The 21,809-nt window shown below is 36.0% G+C and carries 2 protein-coding genes; both read right to left on the reverse strand.

Going from position 1 to position 21,809, the window contains the following annotated elements; all coding sequences use genetic code 11:
- Positions 1-24: 24 nt before the first annotated feature.
- Entirely contained in the window at positions 25-17,901 is a 17,877-nt protein-coding gene (locus OIU83_RS18495; protein WP_264207744.1) for a T9SS type B sorting domain-containing protein, read from the reverse strand.
- A 151-nt stretch (positions 17,902-18,052) separates the two neighbouring features.
- On the reverse strand, positions 18,053-21,808 hold the full coding sequence (locus OIU83_RS18500) for a PorP/SprF family type IX secretion system membrane protein (RefSeq protein ID WP_264207745.1): 3,756 nt from the start codon (positions 21,806-21,808) through the stop codon (positions 18,053-18,055).
- Between the last annotated feature and the right edge of the window lies 1 nt (position 21,809).

Consider the following 21,809-nt stretch of genomic DNA (forward strand, 5'->3'; position numbering starts at 1 on the left):
ATAACATAATTATTTCTTTATTAGTTATCTGTAAAGGGTGAAATGTCCAACAAACTCTCTGTCATCTTTATTGTCATTGAGTTTCAATACATACCAGTAATCACCTGTTGGTAACTCGGCACCATTGTATCTTCCGTCCCATTTTTGACCCAACTTGTACTTGCAGATTACACGACCGTATCTATCAAAGATATCGAATGTTAAATCTTTGTAGTTTACAGTACATCCAGGAGCCCAAGTATCGTTGACACCATCTCCGTTTGGAGTAAAGTGATTTGGAATACAAACATCGATATATTCGAAATATCTTGAAGCTGTAGCTGTACATCCATTTTTATCTGTTACAGTAACAGTATATGTTCCTGATTTGTAAATAATGAATTTATTAACCGAGCCGTAAGCTTCTCCGTCTAATGCGTATTGGTATTCTCCACCACCACCTGTAGCTGTAGCAACAATTTCATTTAATCCGCCATCGGTCAATGTTAATGTTAATGGTTTAATATCCTCAATTTTAAACTCTGCAGTAGGCTGAATACAACCATTTAAGTGTTGTGCTCTTATGATATGATTTCCTGGCGCTACGTTTGTAAAAATATTACTTGGTTGGAAAGCTGCGCCATCAAGAGAATACTCAACATCGGTAAGTTTTGTATTGCTCTTATCAACTGTAATAGTAACAAAATTAGCCGCTGCATTGTTCACACAATCATAATTAACTACAGCTTTTGGCGCTAATAAAATTGGATCATCCATGATAACCTCAACTTCATAAGTACAACCTGATGCATCTTTCACGTAAACAATATGTTTCCCTCCTGAAAGGTTTTCAAAATTAAAGATCTCTTCTCCAGCTAATCCTTGTAAGAAAGTACCTGTAGGTTTGTCTAAGCTATAGCTATATGGCGATTTTCCTCCTTTAACTTCAATACTAAATGCACCGTCTTTATCATCTGCACAAACTTCTTGAATGATCGGTTGTAAAACCCTAGCTGTTAATATGCTTGGTTCTACAATCTCGAAAGGTAAATTGTGGAAACAACCCAATTCATCTTGAACAATTACTTGGTATTTACCCGGAGCTAATTTATCAAACACATTTTTATCCTCAAATTGATTTGAGTTTGGTGATATAGAGTATTTGATAATTCCTGTTCCTCCTGAAGCAATGATTTCAATTCTACCATTTTTCTCTCCATTACAAGTAACATGACTTACTTTGGAATCTACAATTGTTAATGGTGTATCTGGTTCTGTGATAATGATTCCTGCAACAGCTTGCTGACAATCGCCACTATCTACATTTACTTTATAAGTAGTACCTGCAAACAATCCTGTAAAGATACCATCTGCTTTAGGACCTTGAAGGTTTCCTGTAGCATCACTTAATGTGTACACATAGTTTCCTAAACCTCCTTGTGCTGTTGCAATAATTCTACCAGTAGCATCTCCTGCACAATTTATAATAGCATTCGTTAAGTCTAAATCTATTGTTAAAGGTTCTAATGGTTCGTTATTAAATTCTACCGGTATGTAGCTTACACATCCGTTTACATCCTTAACATAATATTGGTGTCTTCCAACCGATACTGGGAACGTAATTGAACCTCCTGTTAAATTTCCAAATGTAATTGGAGCTGTAAAAGTTGGATCTGTACTATATGTGTAAGGTCCTGTTCCTCCTTCTGCTTTTAGAGTAAGTTCTGTTTGTGTAAGACATGTTTGTGTTTTAGAAACAGACACACTAGCTTTAACTACAGTAGGTTCTTTAATCTCAATTTCTAGAGAAGTTCCAAAACAACTGAAACCATCTGTAGCCGTTATAGTATATGTTCCCGCTCCTAGTCCAGAGAAAACTGGATTCGTTGTTGGTCCAGATGAAATAACAGGATTAGCCGAAACTGTATTTAATGTATACGTATAATTACTTCCTACACCACCTGTGGTAAGGTTTACTGTTATAACTCCACTCTTATCTCCATTACATGATACTGAAATTACATTAGCACTAGCAAGAACTTGTATTGGTGTTGGAATTGATAACTTAACCTCACCTGCAACATTACAGTTACCACTATCTCTTACTACTACTACATAATCTCCAGCTGTTAAACCTGTGAAAGTTGAAGTAGTAGACCAAGACCAAGGAGCTACTGCTACACCAGGTGTTGCTTTTAACTCCAATTGGTATTCATAACTTCCAGACCATCCACCTTTGGCAGAAACCGAAATAGATCCATCGTTATTTCCAGTTACACATGTAATTTTTGTATGTGTAAGTTTATCGATTTCTAAAGCTGCTGTTGGACCTTCTATTGTGAAATTAGATTTAACATCACAGAATGGTTTACCAATTAAGGTAGCAACAATTGTATAATTTCCTGCTTTTAAGCCTGAAATTTGGAACGGTCCTGCATTTGGACTATTACCACTGCTTGGTGTAGGTCCCGTAATTGTATAACTGAATCCATTTGAAAGGTCTGTTGGTGCCGATTTACTATCTGTTATAGTAAGATCAATACTTCCATTTGCCGAATCAAAACAAGTAACACTTACAGCATTGGTTGCTTTTAATCCAAATGTATTTGGCTCAGCCACATAATGTGTATCTTGAATGCTACAACCTGTGGCTTCATTTAAAACTGTAATAATGTAATTACCTACTGTTAATCCAGTAAATACTGGATTTCCGCTAACTGTTTTAGTTTGGTTATAAGGAATTCCATTTGTACTAACAACTGTATACTTTAAGAGTGCTGGTGTTCCTCCAGTTGTAGTTACAGTAATCATAATCTCCTCTTTAGTAGGACAAGTAATAGGTGCAGTTACAACAATATCTATCTTATCTAAACTGATATATGGATTAATCTTAACAGGTAAACCTATAGATCCCATACATCCATTAATATCATAAACATTTACAGTATATGTACCTCCTAATAAATCTACTTCTTTGTATTGGGTTTCAGGACCTCTTTGAACTGAGACTCCATCTCTGAAAAATTCATAGATAGGATAAGATCCATCTAGAGCTGTAGGTGTTCCACCTGTTACACCACTTACTGTAATAGTAGCATGGTTCACTGTATTTGTTCCAGCTGTACAACCGTATTGAACAGGCGTTGGAGTTGGTACAGTAATTATTAGTGGTTGCGTTATTTCAATAACCTCCAAAGCCTCACAAAGTCTTCCAGAAATAACCTTTACAGTATAAATTCCTACTGGTAAATCTTTGAATAACGGTGTACTTTGTGACAATCTTGTAACACCATTATCACCTACAAGACTAAATTTATAAGGCTGATCGTTGTTAATTACATCCAAAGCTACTGCTATTGTACCATCTGCTCCTCCATTACAAGAAACGTGAGTAGGTGTTAAAGTAATACCTGTTACTAATGTTGCTGGAAGGATTTCTTTTACAAGATCTTTGGTACAATTTGTAACCATATCTTTTACTGTGAAAGTATAAGTTCCCGGTAGAAGATTTTTAAATACATTATCCGTACCAAAAGCTCCACTATCAATACTGTATTGATAATCTGTAGCTGGAGTTACATTTCCTCCAGTAGCTGTTAGGGTTATTTCTCCTTGATTCCCATTACAAGTTGGATAAGTCGAAATTTCTGCCGATAATCCTAATGGATCTAGAATTGTAAATGCACCTATCGCTGGAGTAATACATCCATTAGCATCTTTTACATATACATCATAAATACCTTGAGATTTTACAGTTAAAGGACCTGCTATAAAACTTTGCCCATCTAAACTAAATTCAAATGGTCCAACTCCAGAAGCCGTAACATTTATAGTATAAGTTTCTGTTAATGGGTCAAAACATTGACTAACTGGTTCTGCTAAGGTTAAAGCAGGAAGCGGATCCAGCTTAATAGTTACTGTTTTAACGATATAACAACCATTTGCATCTTTTACATATACATCCCACTCGTCAAAAGGAGCAGTAGTGTGTGTAGTAGGTATTGTTTTAATGTAGTCTGTAGAAGAAAACACTACATCGGCATAATCAGTACCCTTAGGTGCAAATCCATAGCTATACTCTTGAGTTCCTCCTTTAATAGCAGTTCTATCAATTGTAAGTTCTGCACCTAAATTTCTACAATTTTGGTTAACATTACTTACTACTAATCCATTTAAATCCAATACATCTGGTTGTGTTATTTCTACCACATTTGATGTTACCGAACATTTAGGATAATCCGTTGCTTTAACAACAACCGTATAATCATCTCCCGCAAGTAATCCTGTAATTATAACTGGACCAGTAGCTGTATTAGCATTTTCAAGAGGATATGGTGTTCCTCCTTTAAAAACCTGATAAGTATAATCTCCAGTATATCCAGTTACATTAATAGTAATAGTTCCATTAGCTTCTCCAAAACATTTTGCTGGAGCAGATGCGTTTGCAACTACCTTAATAGTGTTGAATACAGGAACTATTTGTATTACGGATTTAATACTACAAGTAGTATTGTTATCGAATACTTCGAATTGATAATTACTATCTGCATCTGGTGCATCAAATGTAAAGTCTCTACCTGTAACGGTAGTTAATGGACCATAAGCTACATCATTTTTATATGCTTGATAAGTAAATTCTTTTGGCGTGTTAGTTCCTCCAGTAATTGCAACATTCATAACTTGTTTCATGTTATCACAATCCATTAGAGGACCATAAGTAACAGTTGCAGCAATTAACTTAGGGAAAGCAGCAATTGGAATCGTTATCGAAGCGACACATTCATTACTATCTTTTACATAGAATGTTAAACTTTCTGCAGTTGTAGCATCAACATCAAATACATTTGAATCAAAGTATTCTACATTGTCTTCACTATACTTAAATCCTGTTCCTGTTCCACCTGTAGCTGTAACAGTCACTACTGTAGTCTTAGGATTGTTTCCTGAAGCACAAACAAATGGTGATGCTACTGCAGTTGCTATCACTGCGTCTGGAGCATCTATATCTATAGGTTTCATAACCGGACATCCTCTACCCGAAGTAACAGTAACTGTGTACTTACCAACTGGTAAACCTGTAAAAAGACCTGTACCTTGTGTGATTTCTGTCCCTGCAACTGGAGGTACTTGCTCCAACACATAAGTATAAGGTCCATTGTCGTTACTTGCAGCCATAGTTACTGTAATGGTTCCATTACTAATATTTCCTGGTGTTGCAAGACAATTAGGCGATTTCGATACTACTGTAAAATCTACTGGTGTAGGAGCCGTCATAACTACTGCATCAGTCTCATAAGTACAACCTTTAGCATCTGTTACTAAGAAACGGTAACTACCTGAAGCCAACACGGTATAATCGGTATAGGTTGCAGTAGTAGCTGCTATTGCAAAATATGTTCCTGCACCAATCTTAACCTGATATGTATACGGTGCATAACCTCCTGTAGGAGTTACACGTATTGATCCATTGGTATTACCAACTAAGCAAGAAAGTTCTTTTTTATTCACTGCATTGGCAAAAAGCTGTTCTTTGATTGTTGTTGCACTTGCAACCGAAATACAACCAAATGCATCCTTAACCATTGCATTATAATCACCAGGCGCCAAATCAGAGAATGTACCTGAATTTTGCCAAGTTTGTCCATTATTGATACTAAACATAAAAGGAGTTACTGCATGTGGAGCAGCAGAAGTTGCTGTTACAACCAATGTGGTTGTATTTGTTCCTACATAACAATAATCCGAAGTAGCAGCGATTGTAGCTACTGGCTTAACCGGATCTGTTAAACTAAATGAATCAGTTTTAATACATCCTTTAGCATCTTTTACGCTAGTGTTATAAAGTCCCACTTCTGTAAGTCCTTCAAAAATACCGTCATTATTCGTTGTAATTATTCCTGTAGGCGATGTTAACGTATATTTATAGCTACCCCAACCATCTACTGCTGTAATTTTAACTGCTCCTGTAGTAGTACAACCTAATGGCGTAACAACATTAGAACTTGTTAAAGCGAGTGCTGGTGCATCTATATCAAAAGTAGCTGTTGCAGGACATCCCGTAACATTATCTTTAAAATCTACTATATAATGACCTGCAGCCAAATTTATTAAATTAATTACAGTATCTGTTCCTGTTATAGGAGTTCCTCCATTAACAATATATGTATATGTTACACCTGTGCCAAATCCTGAAACCGATAAAGTTGCTTTACCATCTGGCGTTCCTAAACAAGAGATATCTGTTGTAGACTCTACTGTAGCAGCAATGTTAACAACCTCTTTTATGGTATATTCTTCTTGATAAGTACAACCATAAGCGATATCTGTAACCTGGAATACATAATCCCCTGGTAATAAATTAGGGAATGAACCAGTAAGATTGGTAACCAATACCGGAGATGGTGCAATGGTAGCATAACTATATGTAGCTCCAGGTCGTCCTATTACATTTGTAATAGTCACTGTAGTTCTTTGAACATCACATGTAATTGGTGTTAATTGCGTAAGATCAAATGCTGTTGGCGGAATCAATTTGTCGATAGTTACAGTACCTGACTCCACACAACCAAATTTATCCATTATACTATATGGAATTACTTGCGTAAGACCCGTATCAACAACCGTATAAACTGTTTGATTACCAAAGTCACCATTATTAAAACTATATTGATATGGTGTACTACCTCCAGTAGCAGCTATAGTAACTGTAGCAGATTGTGCAACGTTTCCAACACCACATGTTAATGGCACAATAACTGGTGTTACTAATGCTAATGGCGCAGGTTGTCCAACAGTAATTGCAGTACTAGCAGTCACACATAATTTTATATTTCTAACGGTAACAATGTATGTTGTACCAGCCGTTAATGATCCAAATATGTTTGAATCTTGGTATGGATAAGAAACCGGACCGTCTAATTTATATTCAAACTTACCACTACCTGAAGTTACATTAACTGCAATACTTCCAGTAGCACCTGAGTTACATTTTACATCAACAACAGTAGTGTTAAATACTGTTGGTACTTTATCATTTACAGTAATTTCTTTGGTAATCGGACATTTTCCATCTGTTATCAAGAAGGTATAAACGCCCGCAGTAGCTGCCGAATAATCAAAAGTAGTACCTACAATTGGTATAATGGCTCCAAAAGATCCAGCATCAACTTTAACTTGATACGTATATCCAGATCCTAACCCTCCAGAAACAATTCCATGGATTGTAGCATTTGGATCCGTTTTACAACTAAGCTCTTCTATTACTTTTAAATCTGTTAGAATTTGATCATTAACTATAAATGGTGCTTTTGCAACACAATTGTTATCGTCTTTTACAAAGAAAGTATACACTCCCGGAGTTCCAATTAAGAAATCTGGATTAGTTTGATAAGCACCTGCAACGGCTACAGCCGGAAGCCCTTTTCCAATACTATATGTAATAGATGAACCTGTAAATACTGTACCACTTACCGTTACAGTAGCTGGTAAATCTTTAAAACAAATTGCTGCTGGTGCAGTAACTGTAGGCGCATCATCATTTTTTAAGGTAACAAATGCTTCCTTAATACAACCATACGCATCTTTTACATAAACAATGTAATTACCTGCACTCTTATGGAATACGTTCGATTTATGTAATGCCAAATCAAATGTTGCAGAAAATGCAACATGACCAGCATCATAAGGGAAAATTAACTTTTGATCCGTACCATCCAGAACACCAACAACGCCGGTATCTGGGAAAATCTGATACAAATAAGGGGTGGTCGCATTTGCCGTTCCAAATTTTGCAATCGCAGTAATTATTCCCGCATTTGTAACACAAGTATTTGAATTTTTTGTAACTGATGCTGTTAATTCTAAAGCAAAACCTGATTCTACAATATCAAATGGTAACGATGCAATACTACAACCTGCATTGGTTGCTCCTGCATCCTCTTTTACCAAAATAAAATAATTACCAAAAGGTAATGCTCCAAAAGAAGTTACAGTTAAAAAAGGAGCTGCTGCGGGTACTGTCGCACTCACCTCTGGCCCAATTGCTACTAGAGATTGAGCATTAAATATTTGGTATTTAACCGGAGTAGCAACACCATATGTAGTAGATATTACAAAAGAAACTTTACCATCAGCATTACCCTTACAAGTAACATTTTGGATTTCTGGTTTTGTAATTTGTAGCGTAGAATTTGTTGGAATCGGCTTATCTGCTGTTTGATAATGATAACATTTAGTTGCTTCATCATAAATAACAAATGTATACGTAACTCCAGGCAACAACTGCGTAAAAGTAGTTCCTTTAAGCATAGTTTCATCTTGCCAAGTACCAACAGTTGGATACTTCATTCCTGGTCCTGTATAAATAGCAAAATGGAAAGGTCCATTACCAGATAAAGTAGAACCAACTTTCACAACAGCAGTACCTCCTATTGCTGGATCACAACTAGCAGTAGTTTTAATATCAATATCCAAATCGGTAACAATAGAAGCTACTAATACATTAGATACGATTTGTGTACAACCATTTGCATCCACAACACGTATTTCGTACAAACCAAAATCTACAACATTGAATCTTACCGATGTGGTACCGTCATTATTTAATTCCGATTCTTTATAGCCATTTGCTCCGGTTACAAAATAATTATATGGTCCTTTTCCACCACTTCCACCAACAGTACTTATACCATCAGTGATTTTATCAATTATGATCGAACCCATAGAAATAACACTATTATCATTTCCTAAACCATCATCGACACAACTAATAGGAAGTTCATGATGTAAAATCACTATTGGTTTTGGTGCTGCTATTGGTAAATCCATTGAATCTGTACAACCCTTAGCATCTGTAATAGTGATTGTGTAATTACCCGCTGCCAAACCTGTCGTTAAGGGACCATAATCTTTTCCTGTCGTATTATTTTTAACATTAAAAGTATATGGTGCCAGACCTAATGTTTTATCATATGTAATTGTAAGTACTGCAGTTTCATCACCAACACATTTAATCTCCGTTGCTTCAACCTTGGTAATATTCGGATTAATTGGAGTTGTTACCTTCACAGAAACTTTCGTTTCTATAGAACAACCATTAGAAGTAATTCTAAAATAATAATCTCCTGTTGCTGCTGTTTGAAAAACATTACCTGGAAAATCAGTCCAAGTTGCTCCATTATCTGCTGAATATGCATAGGTATAAATTCCGTTACCGCCATTTGCAGTCACAGTTATCTGTGCATTAGTCGTTGTAAAAGGCGGAATAATTGCACAAGTGATGTCTTTATCTAAACTTGCACTAATTGATAATTGATTACCAACTATTACTGTAGTTTTTGCTTCACAACCATTAGCATCTTTAATACTTAGTATATAAGTACCAGGCCCTGAAATTGTTTTTATTGGATCAGTATCATATACGCCATCAATACCATATAACTTAATAGCCGCTAGGTCTGTGTCGTAAACGGTTCCTGTAATAGTCACTGTAATAGCAGTTCCTGAATAACATAATGGAGTCGTAATTGGAACAATCGTTGGAACAGCATCTCTAACTACTTCAATAGTCTTCATTGATGGACAACCATTTTTATCTACTACATAAACATCATAAAATAACCCATCTAAACTAGTGTCTTTAGTGAAAACAGTATTTGTAGTATAAGATCCCAATGCAGGTGTGGTTCCTTTTTTAACTACAGCATAACTCAACGGTGCTGTTCCTCCGGCAGCCACTACAGTAATTGTAGTTTCTACTTTTGAACAAAACACTTTAGTCGCTGTTACATCTGTAAAGGTTATCGTAGTAGGTTCATCTAATGCAACACCAAACGAAGCCTTACAACCTGTTGATGTATTGGTAACAGTTATCGTGTATGTTTCTCCTCCTTTTAACCCGGAATAAAGAATAACATCTCCTGTTTTTACTCCACCAGCAATTGTTCCAGAAACACTACCTACCAATGCATAATTATAAGCTATTGCTGTATTACCAGAAACAGTAAATTCAATTTTACCATCAAGGGCAGTATTACAAGTCACAGCAGTTTTTACTTGTCCCGTTACTTGTATTGGAACAACATTTTTAATCTCAAAATTACCTGTAACTGTACATTTATTAGCATCCGTTACTTTAAAGTAATACGTTCCCGGTGCCAAATTAGTGAATGTATATGTATTGGTAAGTATACCCGCTGCTACAACTGGTGTAGGTCCTGTAATTTCATATTTAAATGGTGCTAAACCATCTGTAAAAGTAACTTCAAGGTCACTAACATCTTCATTAGTTTTACAAGTAATAAGACTCTTTTGTACAAAAGTCAAAGGAGATGGTGGTGTTAAAGGCTTAATTATTACCGATGTTGCCTTCGTACAATCATTTGCATCTTTTACCATAATGCTTACCGTCTGTGATGTGCTAACAGGGAAAGTGTTGCTTTTAATATAAGTACTTCCTCCGTCATAACTATACCAATATTTATCTGTACCTGTCATAGGAGTTCCTCCTGATGCAGTTACTGTAATAAGTGCTGGTTGCGAAATATTATTTGCACCACACGTTAAATTAGTAGCCACAGCTGATACAACCAATACCGGTGGATCAACTAAGATTACTTTTATGCTTGCAGACTCACATTTTTTAGTATCAATAACTTTAAAGTAGTACGTTCCTGCACCTGCATTTGCATATACATTAGACCCCATTAAAGTAAAAGTAGTATCATCGGTAGAAACATAATAAGTATATGGTCCTACTCCTAAATTACCTGTAATTGTTATAGATCCTGTAGCCCCTCCAAAACAAGCTGGATTTGTTTGGGTAGCTGATGCTGTTGGCAACACTTTGGCAACAATATCTTGTTTAACAACTGTTATACAACCTTTGCTATCTGTAATTTCAAAATAATAAGTCGCTGCAGCCGAACCTGTATTAGTTGTATATGTAAAAGTAGTTAAGCCTGCTCCAACATCCGTGTAAGCTCCACCAAAAGCAGCTCCTGTTGTATTAACTCTATATTTATAATTCGGATATCCTTTTTCTATTTTAACCTTAATAATGGCATTAGGATTTGTAGGATCACAATCTAGCTCTTTATCCAATCCAATAGTTGCTGTTAATGGCGAAGCAATAGTAGTATTTACAGTTAGATCTTTATAACATCCGGTTGCTGTATCTGTAACAACAATCGTATAAGTTCCCGGGATTAATCCTGTGAATGTTCCATTATTTTGCGCAGGTTTAATTCCGTTAATACTGTACACATAATTAGCATGTGTATTTGGAGTTACTTTTATTGTCGCTCCAGCAGCGCCGTAACAAAAATCTGAAGCTACCAGATCAATCTCTGCGTCAATTGGTACTATATCGTCTATTACAAAAGTTTGACTAACCTGACATCCTTTTAAATCACTTACTAATACCGAATAAGTACCAGCAACTAAACCTGCAAAGGTTTTTGTTGTTTGTACAATTGGTAAACCAGCAACTGGTAAAGTTTGTGTAACTGTATAAATATAGCTTCCCCAACCTCCTGTAACTTCGATTACTGCTGTTCCTTTATCCAAACAAGTAACTCCCGTAGTAACTGCTGGAGTAATTTCTAAAAGTGCTGTAGGACCAGCAATAGTAACATCTGCTGATTTTTCACACTTAGTAGTTGTATTCGTAACAATTATAGTATGTGTTCCGGCACTTAATCCAGGTACACTAATATTAAAAGAAGAACCTGCTCCTGGAGATATTCCTGTTCCTGTTACCGAACCAATTACATAAGAATATGGTGTACCATTTCCTAAACCGGAAACAGTAAATGTTGCAGAACCTTTAGTATCTCCAAAACATTGTATATCTGTATTTACCTTAGCTGCTATTGTAATTTCAGGCAATGCATCAATGGTAATTGGTTTTTCAAATGTACAATTATTAGCATCTTTTACTTGAAAAGTATAGGTTCCAGGGGCTAACCCTAAAAATATACCCGTCGAAGCTCCCGTTACATTTGATGTTGCAGCTGCCGGAGCAGTGATTGCGTATGATTTTGTTCCTGTTCCTCCTATTACGGCACTAATTGTAACATTTACTTTATTAGACGGACATTCAAGTGCTGAAGGAGTAAGGGTCATTGCTGTAGGTGGGTCTAATTTTACAATTGTCCCAACTGGAATTGTTTTAAAACATGCATTTGCATCTGTAATTGTAACTGTATAGATTCCTCCTTGAGTTAAATTATCAAATACTTTCGATCCTTGTGGTCCTACTAATTTTATACCATCTTTATTCAAAGTATAAGTATATGTAGGAGTCCCGCCAGAAACAGTCTTAACTGTAATAACCGCTGGATGATCACAAGTATAAGCCGTAGATATCTCAGCCGTACCATCAATTAGATCAGGTTGAGATAAAGTAATTTCTTTTATGTCCGAAAGACAACCTTTATCATCTTTAACCTGGTATTTGTAAGCTACATTCGCTTTTAAACCTGTATAATTAGTTTGTGTACTGAATGGCTTTAAGTCAAAACTATACTCATATCCTCCAGAACCCAATGAACCTGCCAATACCACAGAACCATTACTATCTCCATTACATTTTGGATTTGTTGGTGTTGCTGTAACTTCTGGACTTGTAATTGCGTCTACAACACCATCTACTGTTGTTGTACATTTATTTTTATCGGTAATATCAAATTTATATGTACCCGCAATAGTAGTTGTATATATAAATGTTGGACCTGGTGTTGTAATAACATTAGTCAAATCACCATTAACTGTATAAGTAAACGGACTTGTTCCACCACTAATTGTTACTTCTATCTTAGCTTCTTTCGGAGCAATACAAGTTAATGAAGTAGTCGTAAGTGCTTTTGCCGTAATTTTTGGATTAATTTTTTGGCTCACAGCTACATCTGCACAACCAAAAGCATCTGTAATTAAAAATGAATAATCACCTGTTGCAGTTGCATCATATGTAAATGAAGAACCTGTAACTGGCACACTACCACTTAATGTACCTGTATTATATTTAACCTGATAGCTATATGGAGCTACTCCACCTATAATACTAACTGTAATTGTTGCTTTGGTATTATCAAAACATAAACCTGTGTTTTGTGTGATAGTAGCTACTGGAGCTACTGGAGCAGCGATAATTAAATCGGTGTCTTTATTATCCGAACAGCCATTTGCGTCAACTCCCGAAACTGTATAGGTCCCAGGTTTAATATCTTTTAATATACCACTACTTGGGAAAGTAGTTACATTAGGAGGTGTTGCTTTATCGGTAAGTGTAAATGTGTACCCTGGAGTTCCTCCAGTTCCTGTTGCAGTAACTGTAGCTCCTTCTGAACATTTAGCAATTGTTGCTGTTGCATTAACTTCAAATATAGCTGGTGCACCTATTTCCGGAGTAAACGGGAAAGTACATCCAACCGAAACTTCATCATAACGTACCTGAACATTATACTTAGCTGCTCCTAAACCACCAACTAAAAGTGGCGATACTGTGGTAGTTACCCATGTTACTCCATTATCAATAGAATACTGGTATCCTTTAGTAGCATCAAAATTTTCTGCAGTAATTGTTATTGATCCATCTTTTGTACCATTACAACTTACACTTACTGGTTTTGTAACATCTGCTTTAAATTTTTTATTTGGATCTACAATAACAGGGAATTCTACAGTTGACAAACATGATATTGGCAATTGGTATACCTCTATGTCGTCAACAGCAAAATCAATCCCATCAATCTGAGAAACTTCAAGTCGCAAAACAAAATCCAATGTAGTATTAGCTCCAGGATTAATTGTTCTGTTATATTCTACCCAACCATTAGTTTTTGGAATACCGCCAGTAGATTGTGATGATAATGGAACTCCTGCGCTGTTTTGTAATTCTACAGTAAGAGATGCATCTGGTTGAGTATTTCCTATTTTTAATAAATTCGTAGCAAAGAATCTAACCTGTATAGGTTGATCTGGTACAATGTCTTTAATAACTTTTCTATAAAGAACTGCATTATTTGGAATAGCATTACCTGCATCAACTGCTAAATATCTGCCTGTAGCACTACCTGTTGTATGATCAACAGGATTATGCCATCCAATATATGGGTTATTTTTTAAAGAACTAGTAACGGTATATTCTCCGTTACCAAATAACTTATTTCCATTACATTTTGTTGCTTCAACTTGTCGCTCCCAACAAAAAGCTGGGTTAATACCTGGCGAAGTAGCATCTGGTCCAGAACCAAAATCTTCTTTTAATAAATTACTAAATGTTGGTGCAGAAACCAGTTTATATCTTACACTAATTATATGTGGGTTTCCTGGAGCAGATGGTGGTACGTTTAAAAATACTTTTGGATCTGCTGTATTTGGGTTCTTAACATTATTTAAATAATACTCATACTCATAATTAGTTCCTGCAGGGTTTGTAACCGTAACTGTAGTTGTAGCATTACCATCACAATTAAATGTAGGTGTTGAAACTGTAATTGTCGGATCTGCTGGTTTTGGATCTAAAACGATTCCTGTCATTGGGTAAATACAACCCGCCGCATCTTTTATATATAAAGTATAAGGAGTTGAACTAGGCTCCATATAAGCTTCATTAGAGGTTATCCAAGTATTTCCACCATCAAAACTATACCTATATAAGTTTGGTGCAGCAAATGGCACTCCTCCCTGAGCATTTGTAATTCTTACTTTACCTTGATTTTCATGACCAGGCAATCCGCAACCAGATAACTCTGCAACTCCTGCAGATGCTGTCAAAGCAAATGCTGGTCCTTGGATTGTAATAGCCTTTGAAGCATCAAGACAATCTACTCCTTGATAAGTATATTTTACAACAACATCATAATCACCAGGAGCTAAATTAGAAAAAATAGGATTTGTAGAAAAGGTTATCCCATTATCAATACTATACGAAACTGTATAGCCAGAATTAGCTGGGTTTAATGTAATACTGATTTCACCATTATTAACTCCATAACAAGTAATCGTATTTGGGGTAATAGTAGGAGTTGGTTTTTGTAATGCATCGACAGTTATTGTTGCTGTTGTCTCGCAATTATTATAATCTACAACTTTTATTGTATATAAACCTGGTGTTGCAGCTGGTATTTGTGGATAATCCTGAAATTCTGTTGAGCCATTTACAAAATAAGAATATGGAGCTGTACCACCAACTGGAGAGACTAAAATTTCTCCTTCACTACAAGCGGTTAAAGGCACGTTTAGTGAAGCCGTTGCTGTTAATTTTGCTGGTTCTACAACTTTAACATTTTCAGTATATAAACACCCATCATCGGTAGTTACTTTAATCGTATATGTTCCCGGAGCCAACTTATCAAAAGTATAATCACTCTGGGCAATTGGACCAATACTTTTAACCATAGTACCACTAATACTATAGTAATATTGTTCTCTTACATTTTTGGCTGCTATTTTAATAGATCCTAAATCTCCATTACATAATGGATTGTTAACTTTTACATCTACCTTAAAATCTCTATCTCTAACATCGATTCCAGGAACCGAAAAAATACAAGGATTTGTAAGTACCCCTTTTTGTTTAATATATACAGTATACGTATTTGGAGTACTAATATCAAAAATATTACTATCTTGATATGGTCCTGCCTTACTTAAACTATATTCATAATCATTACCAACACCTCCAACAACAATTTGTCCTTTAGTTTTACAAATAATATCAGTGCTTTTCGCGGTAGGATTTAGCAAGTTATGATACACATTGAAATAATATCGACTAAAACACCCACCTGCATAATTAAGAACAACTCGATATTGTCCTTCTGCATTTGCTGTGTAATCCTGCCCAATGGCGACTTGCTTCCAAGTACATGTATCACTTTCATTGGCACAATCGGCCATAGTCATTGGATTACAACTTGCTTCATCTAGTTTTTCCCAAACAATAGAATTTGCATCTGTAACTCCTGTTCGAATTAATCGAGTAGCATTGGCACCACATAAAATTATCTTAGGTAATTCTTTTCCGTTATTTTTACAAATTACAACTTCATCTGCAAAAGGAATCACAGGGTTTTTTGTTGTAGACCCAAATGCTGTTACGGTCACAACTTGTTTTATACTTTTACAAGGAGCTGCAGCAAAATTATCTACGTAATACGTTCCTATTTGTGAAACAGTAATAGATTGTGTAGTTCCAATAACTGGTACTCCTGTTGGGCTTGTTGACCATGAGTAACTACTATATCCATTAGCTGCTGTAAGCTTTACACTAGCTGTACATAATTGATATTCTTTCGTATATATACATGCATCAACACCAACTAAAAAATTCGTAGATGTTGGTGTTCCTATAAAACAACTATTAAAAGAAGACAAACTAGGATCATCTGTTATTAATGTTTTATTAATCTCTCCTCTGTAAGTACCGAAAGCTTGATTTTGAATTAAGTTAGAACAAACATCACTTAAATCATTACAGGTTGGTACAACCTTTACTTTTAAGTTTATCTCATAACGAGGGTCATCAATCTCAACCAAATTCTTTGGAACTGTAAAAACAATTGTTCTTGTAGCGGCATTATATGTATAAGTAATCTTCGAACCATTAGGTACTATAATATTTGCCGGATCGAATATAATGTTGATTGGCAAAACATCTCTAATCGTAAAATTGTCAGCATTATCATTTCCAACATTCTGGAAACCAATTTTGTAGTATAATTCCTGTCCTAAAACAACAGGGGTATTACCAATATCTTTACCTGCGGCATCTAATACTTCTTTGGTTAATACGATTTTTGGTTCAATAATATCTACAGCAATAGCATTAAAATAATAAAAGTAAACGTCTTGTGTACTACCTAAACGAATAACTGCTGATGTTGCCCCATTGTTAATAATAGTATTATTAACATTATTAATACTTATGATACCTGCGTCATATCCCAGAGTATTTTTACTTGCAGGATTTCTATCAAGAAAATTCTCATTTGTTAATGATAATGGATTCGTTTGGTCAATGTAAGTGACACTACTATTGAAAAAATTATTTGCTGCTCTAATAGTAGTTCCAGCTCTATTTGAGGCACTAATTGTTGTATTATTAATTCGTAGGTAATCACCCGGGATTGGTAAATCTCCTTCAAGTGCAGAAAAAGCAAACTTTACACGTACTGGTCCAGCTGGTATTGTTCTAAATCCTGAAACATTTATATCTAATGTTGTAGCTCCTCCAATACCACTAAAACCATCAAATGAAGTAATTGCTTTTGCAGGTAATTTTGGATCTTCATAAACAATATAAAGTGACCAACCTGCTGATAATCCTGTTCCACTATTACCTCCTACACTAGAAAGTACATTAGCAACAGTATATGTTCCTTGTGGAGTAGGATTTAAAGCTGCATTGGCTACTAAATCTGTAACATTTGCATAACATGCATAGGGCTTGTTATTATCCCCTCCAATTGGGGTCTTATCTGCATCGTAAATTACCTCACCCGTAATTTCATTATACCCCCCTGTAGGCATTTTTAGCTTTACCTTGTTAATTGTCGATCTGTTTCCACTTTGTAAGATAGCCCCCCAATACAATGCCGCATAAACTATTTTATAACAGTCCGGATTCGGAATTTTTAAATTAGCACTACTAGAGCTAAAGGTCGTATTATCATTATCGATATCAATATATTGCATACTGAAATCAGAATTATAGCCTCCATCATTATAAGCATCATTAGGTCTATTATTATTTCTATTCAAATCTCTATTTAAGATACTGTTCCCAATTAGGAGCATGTCTCCTTTCAAATTCTTATCAAACCTTGAGGTAAAGGGTTTTAGATTTTGAGAATAGGAAATGATACTTTGAAAAAAGATCAAAGCAAATAAAGCAAATTTTAAAATAGTAGGTTTTTTCATGGTATTTCTATTTAATCATTTGCAATATTCTCCTGATGGGGGGTCAGGAAAATAAGGCAAATGGTACTCTAAATATTTATTCAGTAGCATGCTCTTCTAAAAAACTAGAAGGTCCCTTGCATACTTATTTTTATAATTTTATACAATATTCTTATTCGTTTTCAACTTTTACAATAGACATTTTTCCGTTGTATGGTTTATTTCCTTTTGACTCCAATGCTTTGGTTGCCTCTTGTAAATTATCATACTTATCGTAATAGATGTAGTACTTACTAGCACTTACATTGTAAAAGAAATTAATATCCGATTGACCTGCCGCAACTGCTTTGGTCAAAAATTCATCTCTCTTATCTGTACTGTTGTGAACAGCAATAATCAGATAATAACCACTAGAAGCATTTTTAACATTTTTAATGATTTGCATGTTTGATTGTTCATCTCCATAATCAAAATCATTTGCTTTTAATGGCGTACTACTCGGTCTTGTTGTTTCTTTTATTCGTTTTAACGCAGCAAGATCTTGTTGATAACGACCTTGATCATTTTCGAAAGCAGCACGTTTTATTCTACGTTTTTTCTCAATTTCTGTTTCCAGTTTAATTTTTTCCAAACTCGCAATCAATGCAGCATTATCATGTTCTGCTCTTAATTGTTCAGCTTTTAAAGCTTCAATTTTGGTTAAATAACTTTTGTTAAGTGCATCATTTTTATTTGGCACTTTTCTAAGTCTTTCATTATATAAATTTGTCAATTTATTTAATGCTTCTTTTTGACCTCTGTTAACTTCAGCTATTTGTAATTTTAATGCTTCTAGCTCACTATTTTCTGAAGCCACACTTTTAAATGGTTTTGGCTCTTTATATATTCCTTTTTCACTTAAATCATTCTCTTCTCTAAGGTCATTAAGGTCTTTTTGTTTTTTGGCAACTGTAGCTGTCAATTGATTTAATAAGTCTGTTTGTTTCTTATACGAACCATCAAACTCATTAGTTAGATTATCCATTGATTTTGCAGTTTCGTCCTTAGCAGCATTCGCAGCAGCGTTTGAGGCTGCAAGAGCATCAGCTTCTTGTTTTGCTTTTAATGCAGCTTCTTGAGCAAGTCTTGTCTGAAGCCCATCTGCATCAGCTTTGGCTTTAGCATCAGCTTCCAATTTAGCCTTGGCATCGGCATCAGCTTTGGCCTTGGCATCGGCAGCAAGTTTTAATTGGAGAGCATCGGCATCGGCTTTTGCTTTTGCGTCTGCTGCTAGTTTCGCTTTTGCATCGGCAGCTTCTTTTGCTTTAGCATCTGCGGTTTCTTTTGCAAGAAGTGCAGCTGCATCAGCTTTGGCTTTGGCATCTACTGCAAGTTTAGCTTTAGCATCGGTATCGGCTTTCGCTTTGGCTGTTGCAGTTTCTTTTGCCAAAAGTGCAATTGCATCGGCTTTGGCTTTAGCATCTGCTGCTAACTTAGCCTGTAGTGCGATTGCATCGGCTTTCGCTTTTATTTTTGCTTCAGCAGCAATTTTTGCTTGTAATGCATCCGATTCGGCTTTAGCTTTAGCATCGGCATCTATTATTGCTTGTAAATCGGCAGCATCGGCTTTCGCTTTTGCATCGGCTTTTATCTTAGCTTCTGCAGCTAGTTTTGCATCTGCGGCAAGTTTTGCTTGTAATGCTTCTGCATCGGCTTTGGCTTTGGCATCTGCAGCTAGTTTTAATTTCAATGCATCAGCATCGGCTTTTACTTTGGCATCTGCAGCTAGTTTTGCCTGAATAGCATCTGCATCAGCTTTGGCTTTGGCATCGGCTGCTAGTTTAGCTTGTAATACATCGGCATCTGCTTTAGCTTTAGCATCTGCTACTAATTTTAATTTCAATACATCCGCATCGGCTTTTGCCTTAGCATCTGCAGCTAGTTTTGCTTGTAGAGCGTCTGCATCAGCTTTTACTTTTGCATCGGCTGCTAATTTTGCCTGAATAGCATCGGCTTTTGCCTTAGCATCAGCATCTAATTTGGCTTGTAGTGCCGTCGCATCTACTTTAACTTTTGTATCCGCAGCTAATTTAGCTTTAAGCGCATCAGCATCTGCTTTGGCTTTGGCATCTGCAGCTAATTTCGTTTGAAGCGCATCGGCATCGGCTTTCGCTTTAGCATCAGCAGCTAATTTTATTTTAAGTGCTTCTGCTGCATCGGCTTTGGCCTTGGTATCCGCATCTAATTTTGCTTTAGCATCTGCATCGGCTTTCACTTTCGCATCTGCTGCAAGTTTTGCTTGAAGTGCCGCAGCATCAACTTTGGCTTTTGCATCTGCAGCTAATTTTATTTTAAGTGCTTCTGCTGCATCGGCTTTCGCTTTTGCATCCGCTGCTAGTTTAGCTTTTGCATCAGCATCAGCTTTCGCTTTAGTATCAGCACCTAATTTAGTTTGTAAAGCGGCGGCATCAGCTTTCGCTTTTGCATCTGCAGCTAGTTTTTCTTGAAGGGCTGCTGCATCGGCTTTCGCTTTTGCATCGGCTCCTAATTTAGCTTTCGAATCGGCATCAACTTTAGTTTTACCGTCTGATGAAAGTTGTTTTGTTTTTAGTGCTGCAGCATCAGCTTTTGCTTTAGCATCAGCGGCTAGTTTAGCTTTAGCATCGGCATCAGCTTTGGCTTTGCCATCGGCAGAAAGTTGTTTAGTTTTAAGTGCTTCAGCAGCATCGGCTCTTGCCTTGGCATCAGCGGCTAGTTTAGCTTTGACGTCGGCATCGGCTTTTGCTTTATTATCAGCTGCCAATTTAATTCTTTCTTCAGCATCTGCTTTAACTTTTGCCTGAGCTTCTAATCTTGCCTGAATAGCTGCTGCATCGGCTTTAGCTTTAGCTTCAGCGGCTAGTTTAGCTTTAGCTGCCCCATCGGTTCTTACAGCCGGAGGAGTTGTTGAAGCTTTAACTGGTGTAACTTTTTTATTTTCTGCAGCAGGAATAAGTGCTCCCTCTTCTTCGTCATCTCCATAATAATAGTTTTTGCTTTTAAATTTATAAGCAATAACAAATTCATGAGAAGCCCCAAAATTGGAGAAATTACCTGTGCCTTTTTCGTAATTATATTCAATAGCAATTCTTGGGGTTACATTAACTCCAAATCCTGCCGACATTCCGTATAAAGTATTGTAACCAGCTTGTGCCCAAAAACCTTGAGGCATTGAGATCATGGCTAATCCTGAAATAACAGTTTTATCTTTTTTAAATTCTGATTTTACTAATCCTGAGAATTTGCTTCTATCAAAAAAACCAAAAGCATCTATATACCCAGTGTACATAAGATGCGCTTCTACGGCTTGTTCCGGGTCGTCTTTAACCATCTCGGAAGTAGCAAAATTATATAGCAGGAGATTGTTTACAGATAGACCAACATCCAGGAAAGCATTACCATAGTTAATCCCCGGGTTTATTGTAATCAATGAATTAGATGGAATATTATCGAAATTAATATTAGTATCGTTCGTGATTACTTTTCCTTGATTTAATCCACTTTTATAAAAACCTACGTTAGCTCCAACAGTAAGGTTGCTGTCTTCTTGCAACACTACATTGTGAGCAAAGTTTCCTACAACTCCAAAGGTGGTCATAACACCATAGTTTTGTTGGAATAAACCAACTCCTATACCATCGTTTTCTCTAAATCTTCCGGAGTAGCTAAATAAATAAGTTTGGGGAGCATTATCAAATTGTACCCATTGACGCTTGTTATAAAAACTCGCATACGTATTTTGTTCACGAACAAAACTGAACGTTGGGTTAATAATATATCTATTAAATTTTAATGAATTTCTAATAGGTATTGAAAATGAAACAACTCCATCCCCTTTGACATTGTCTTGAGAATAGAGTACTTGTATTGTGCCGTAAAAAAAGGTAATGAATAGTAAAACTTTCTTCATA

It is taken from the genome of Flavobacterium shii (assembly GCF_025847235.1).
In the GTDB taxonomy this organism is placed as follows: domain Bacteria; phylum Bacteroidota; class Bacteroidia; order Flavobacteriales; family Flavobacteriaceae; genus Flavobacterium; species Flavobacterium shii.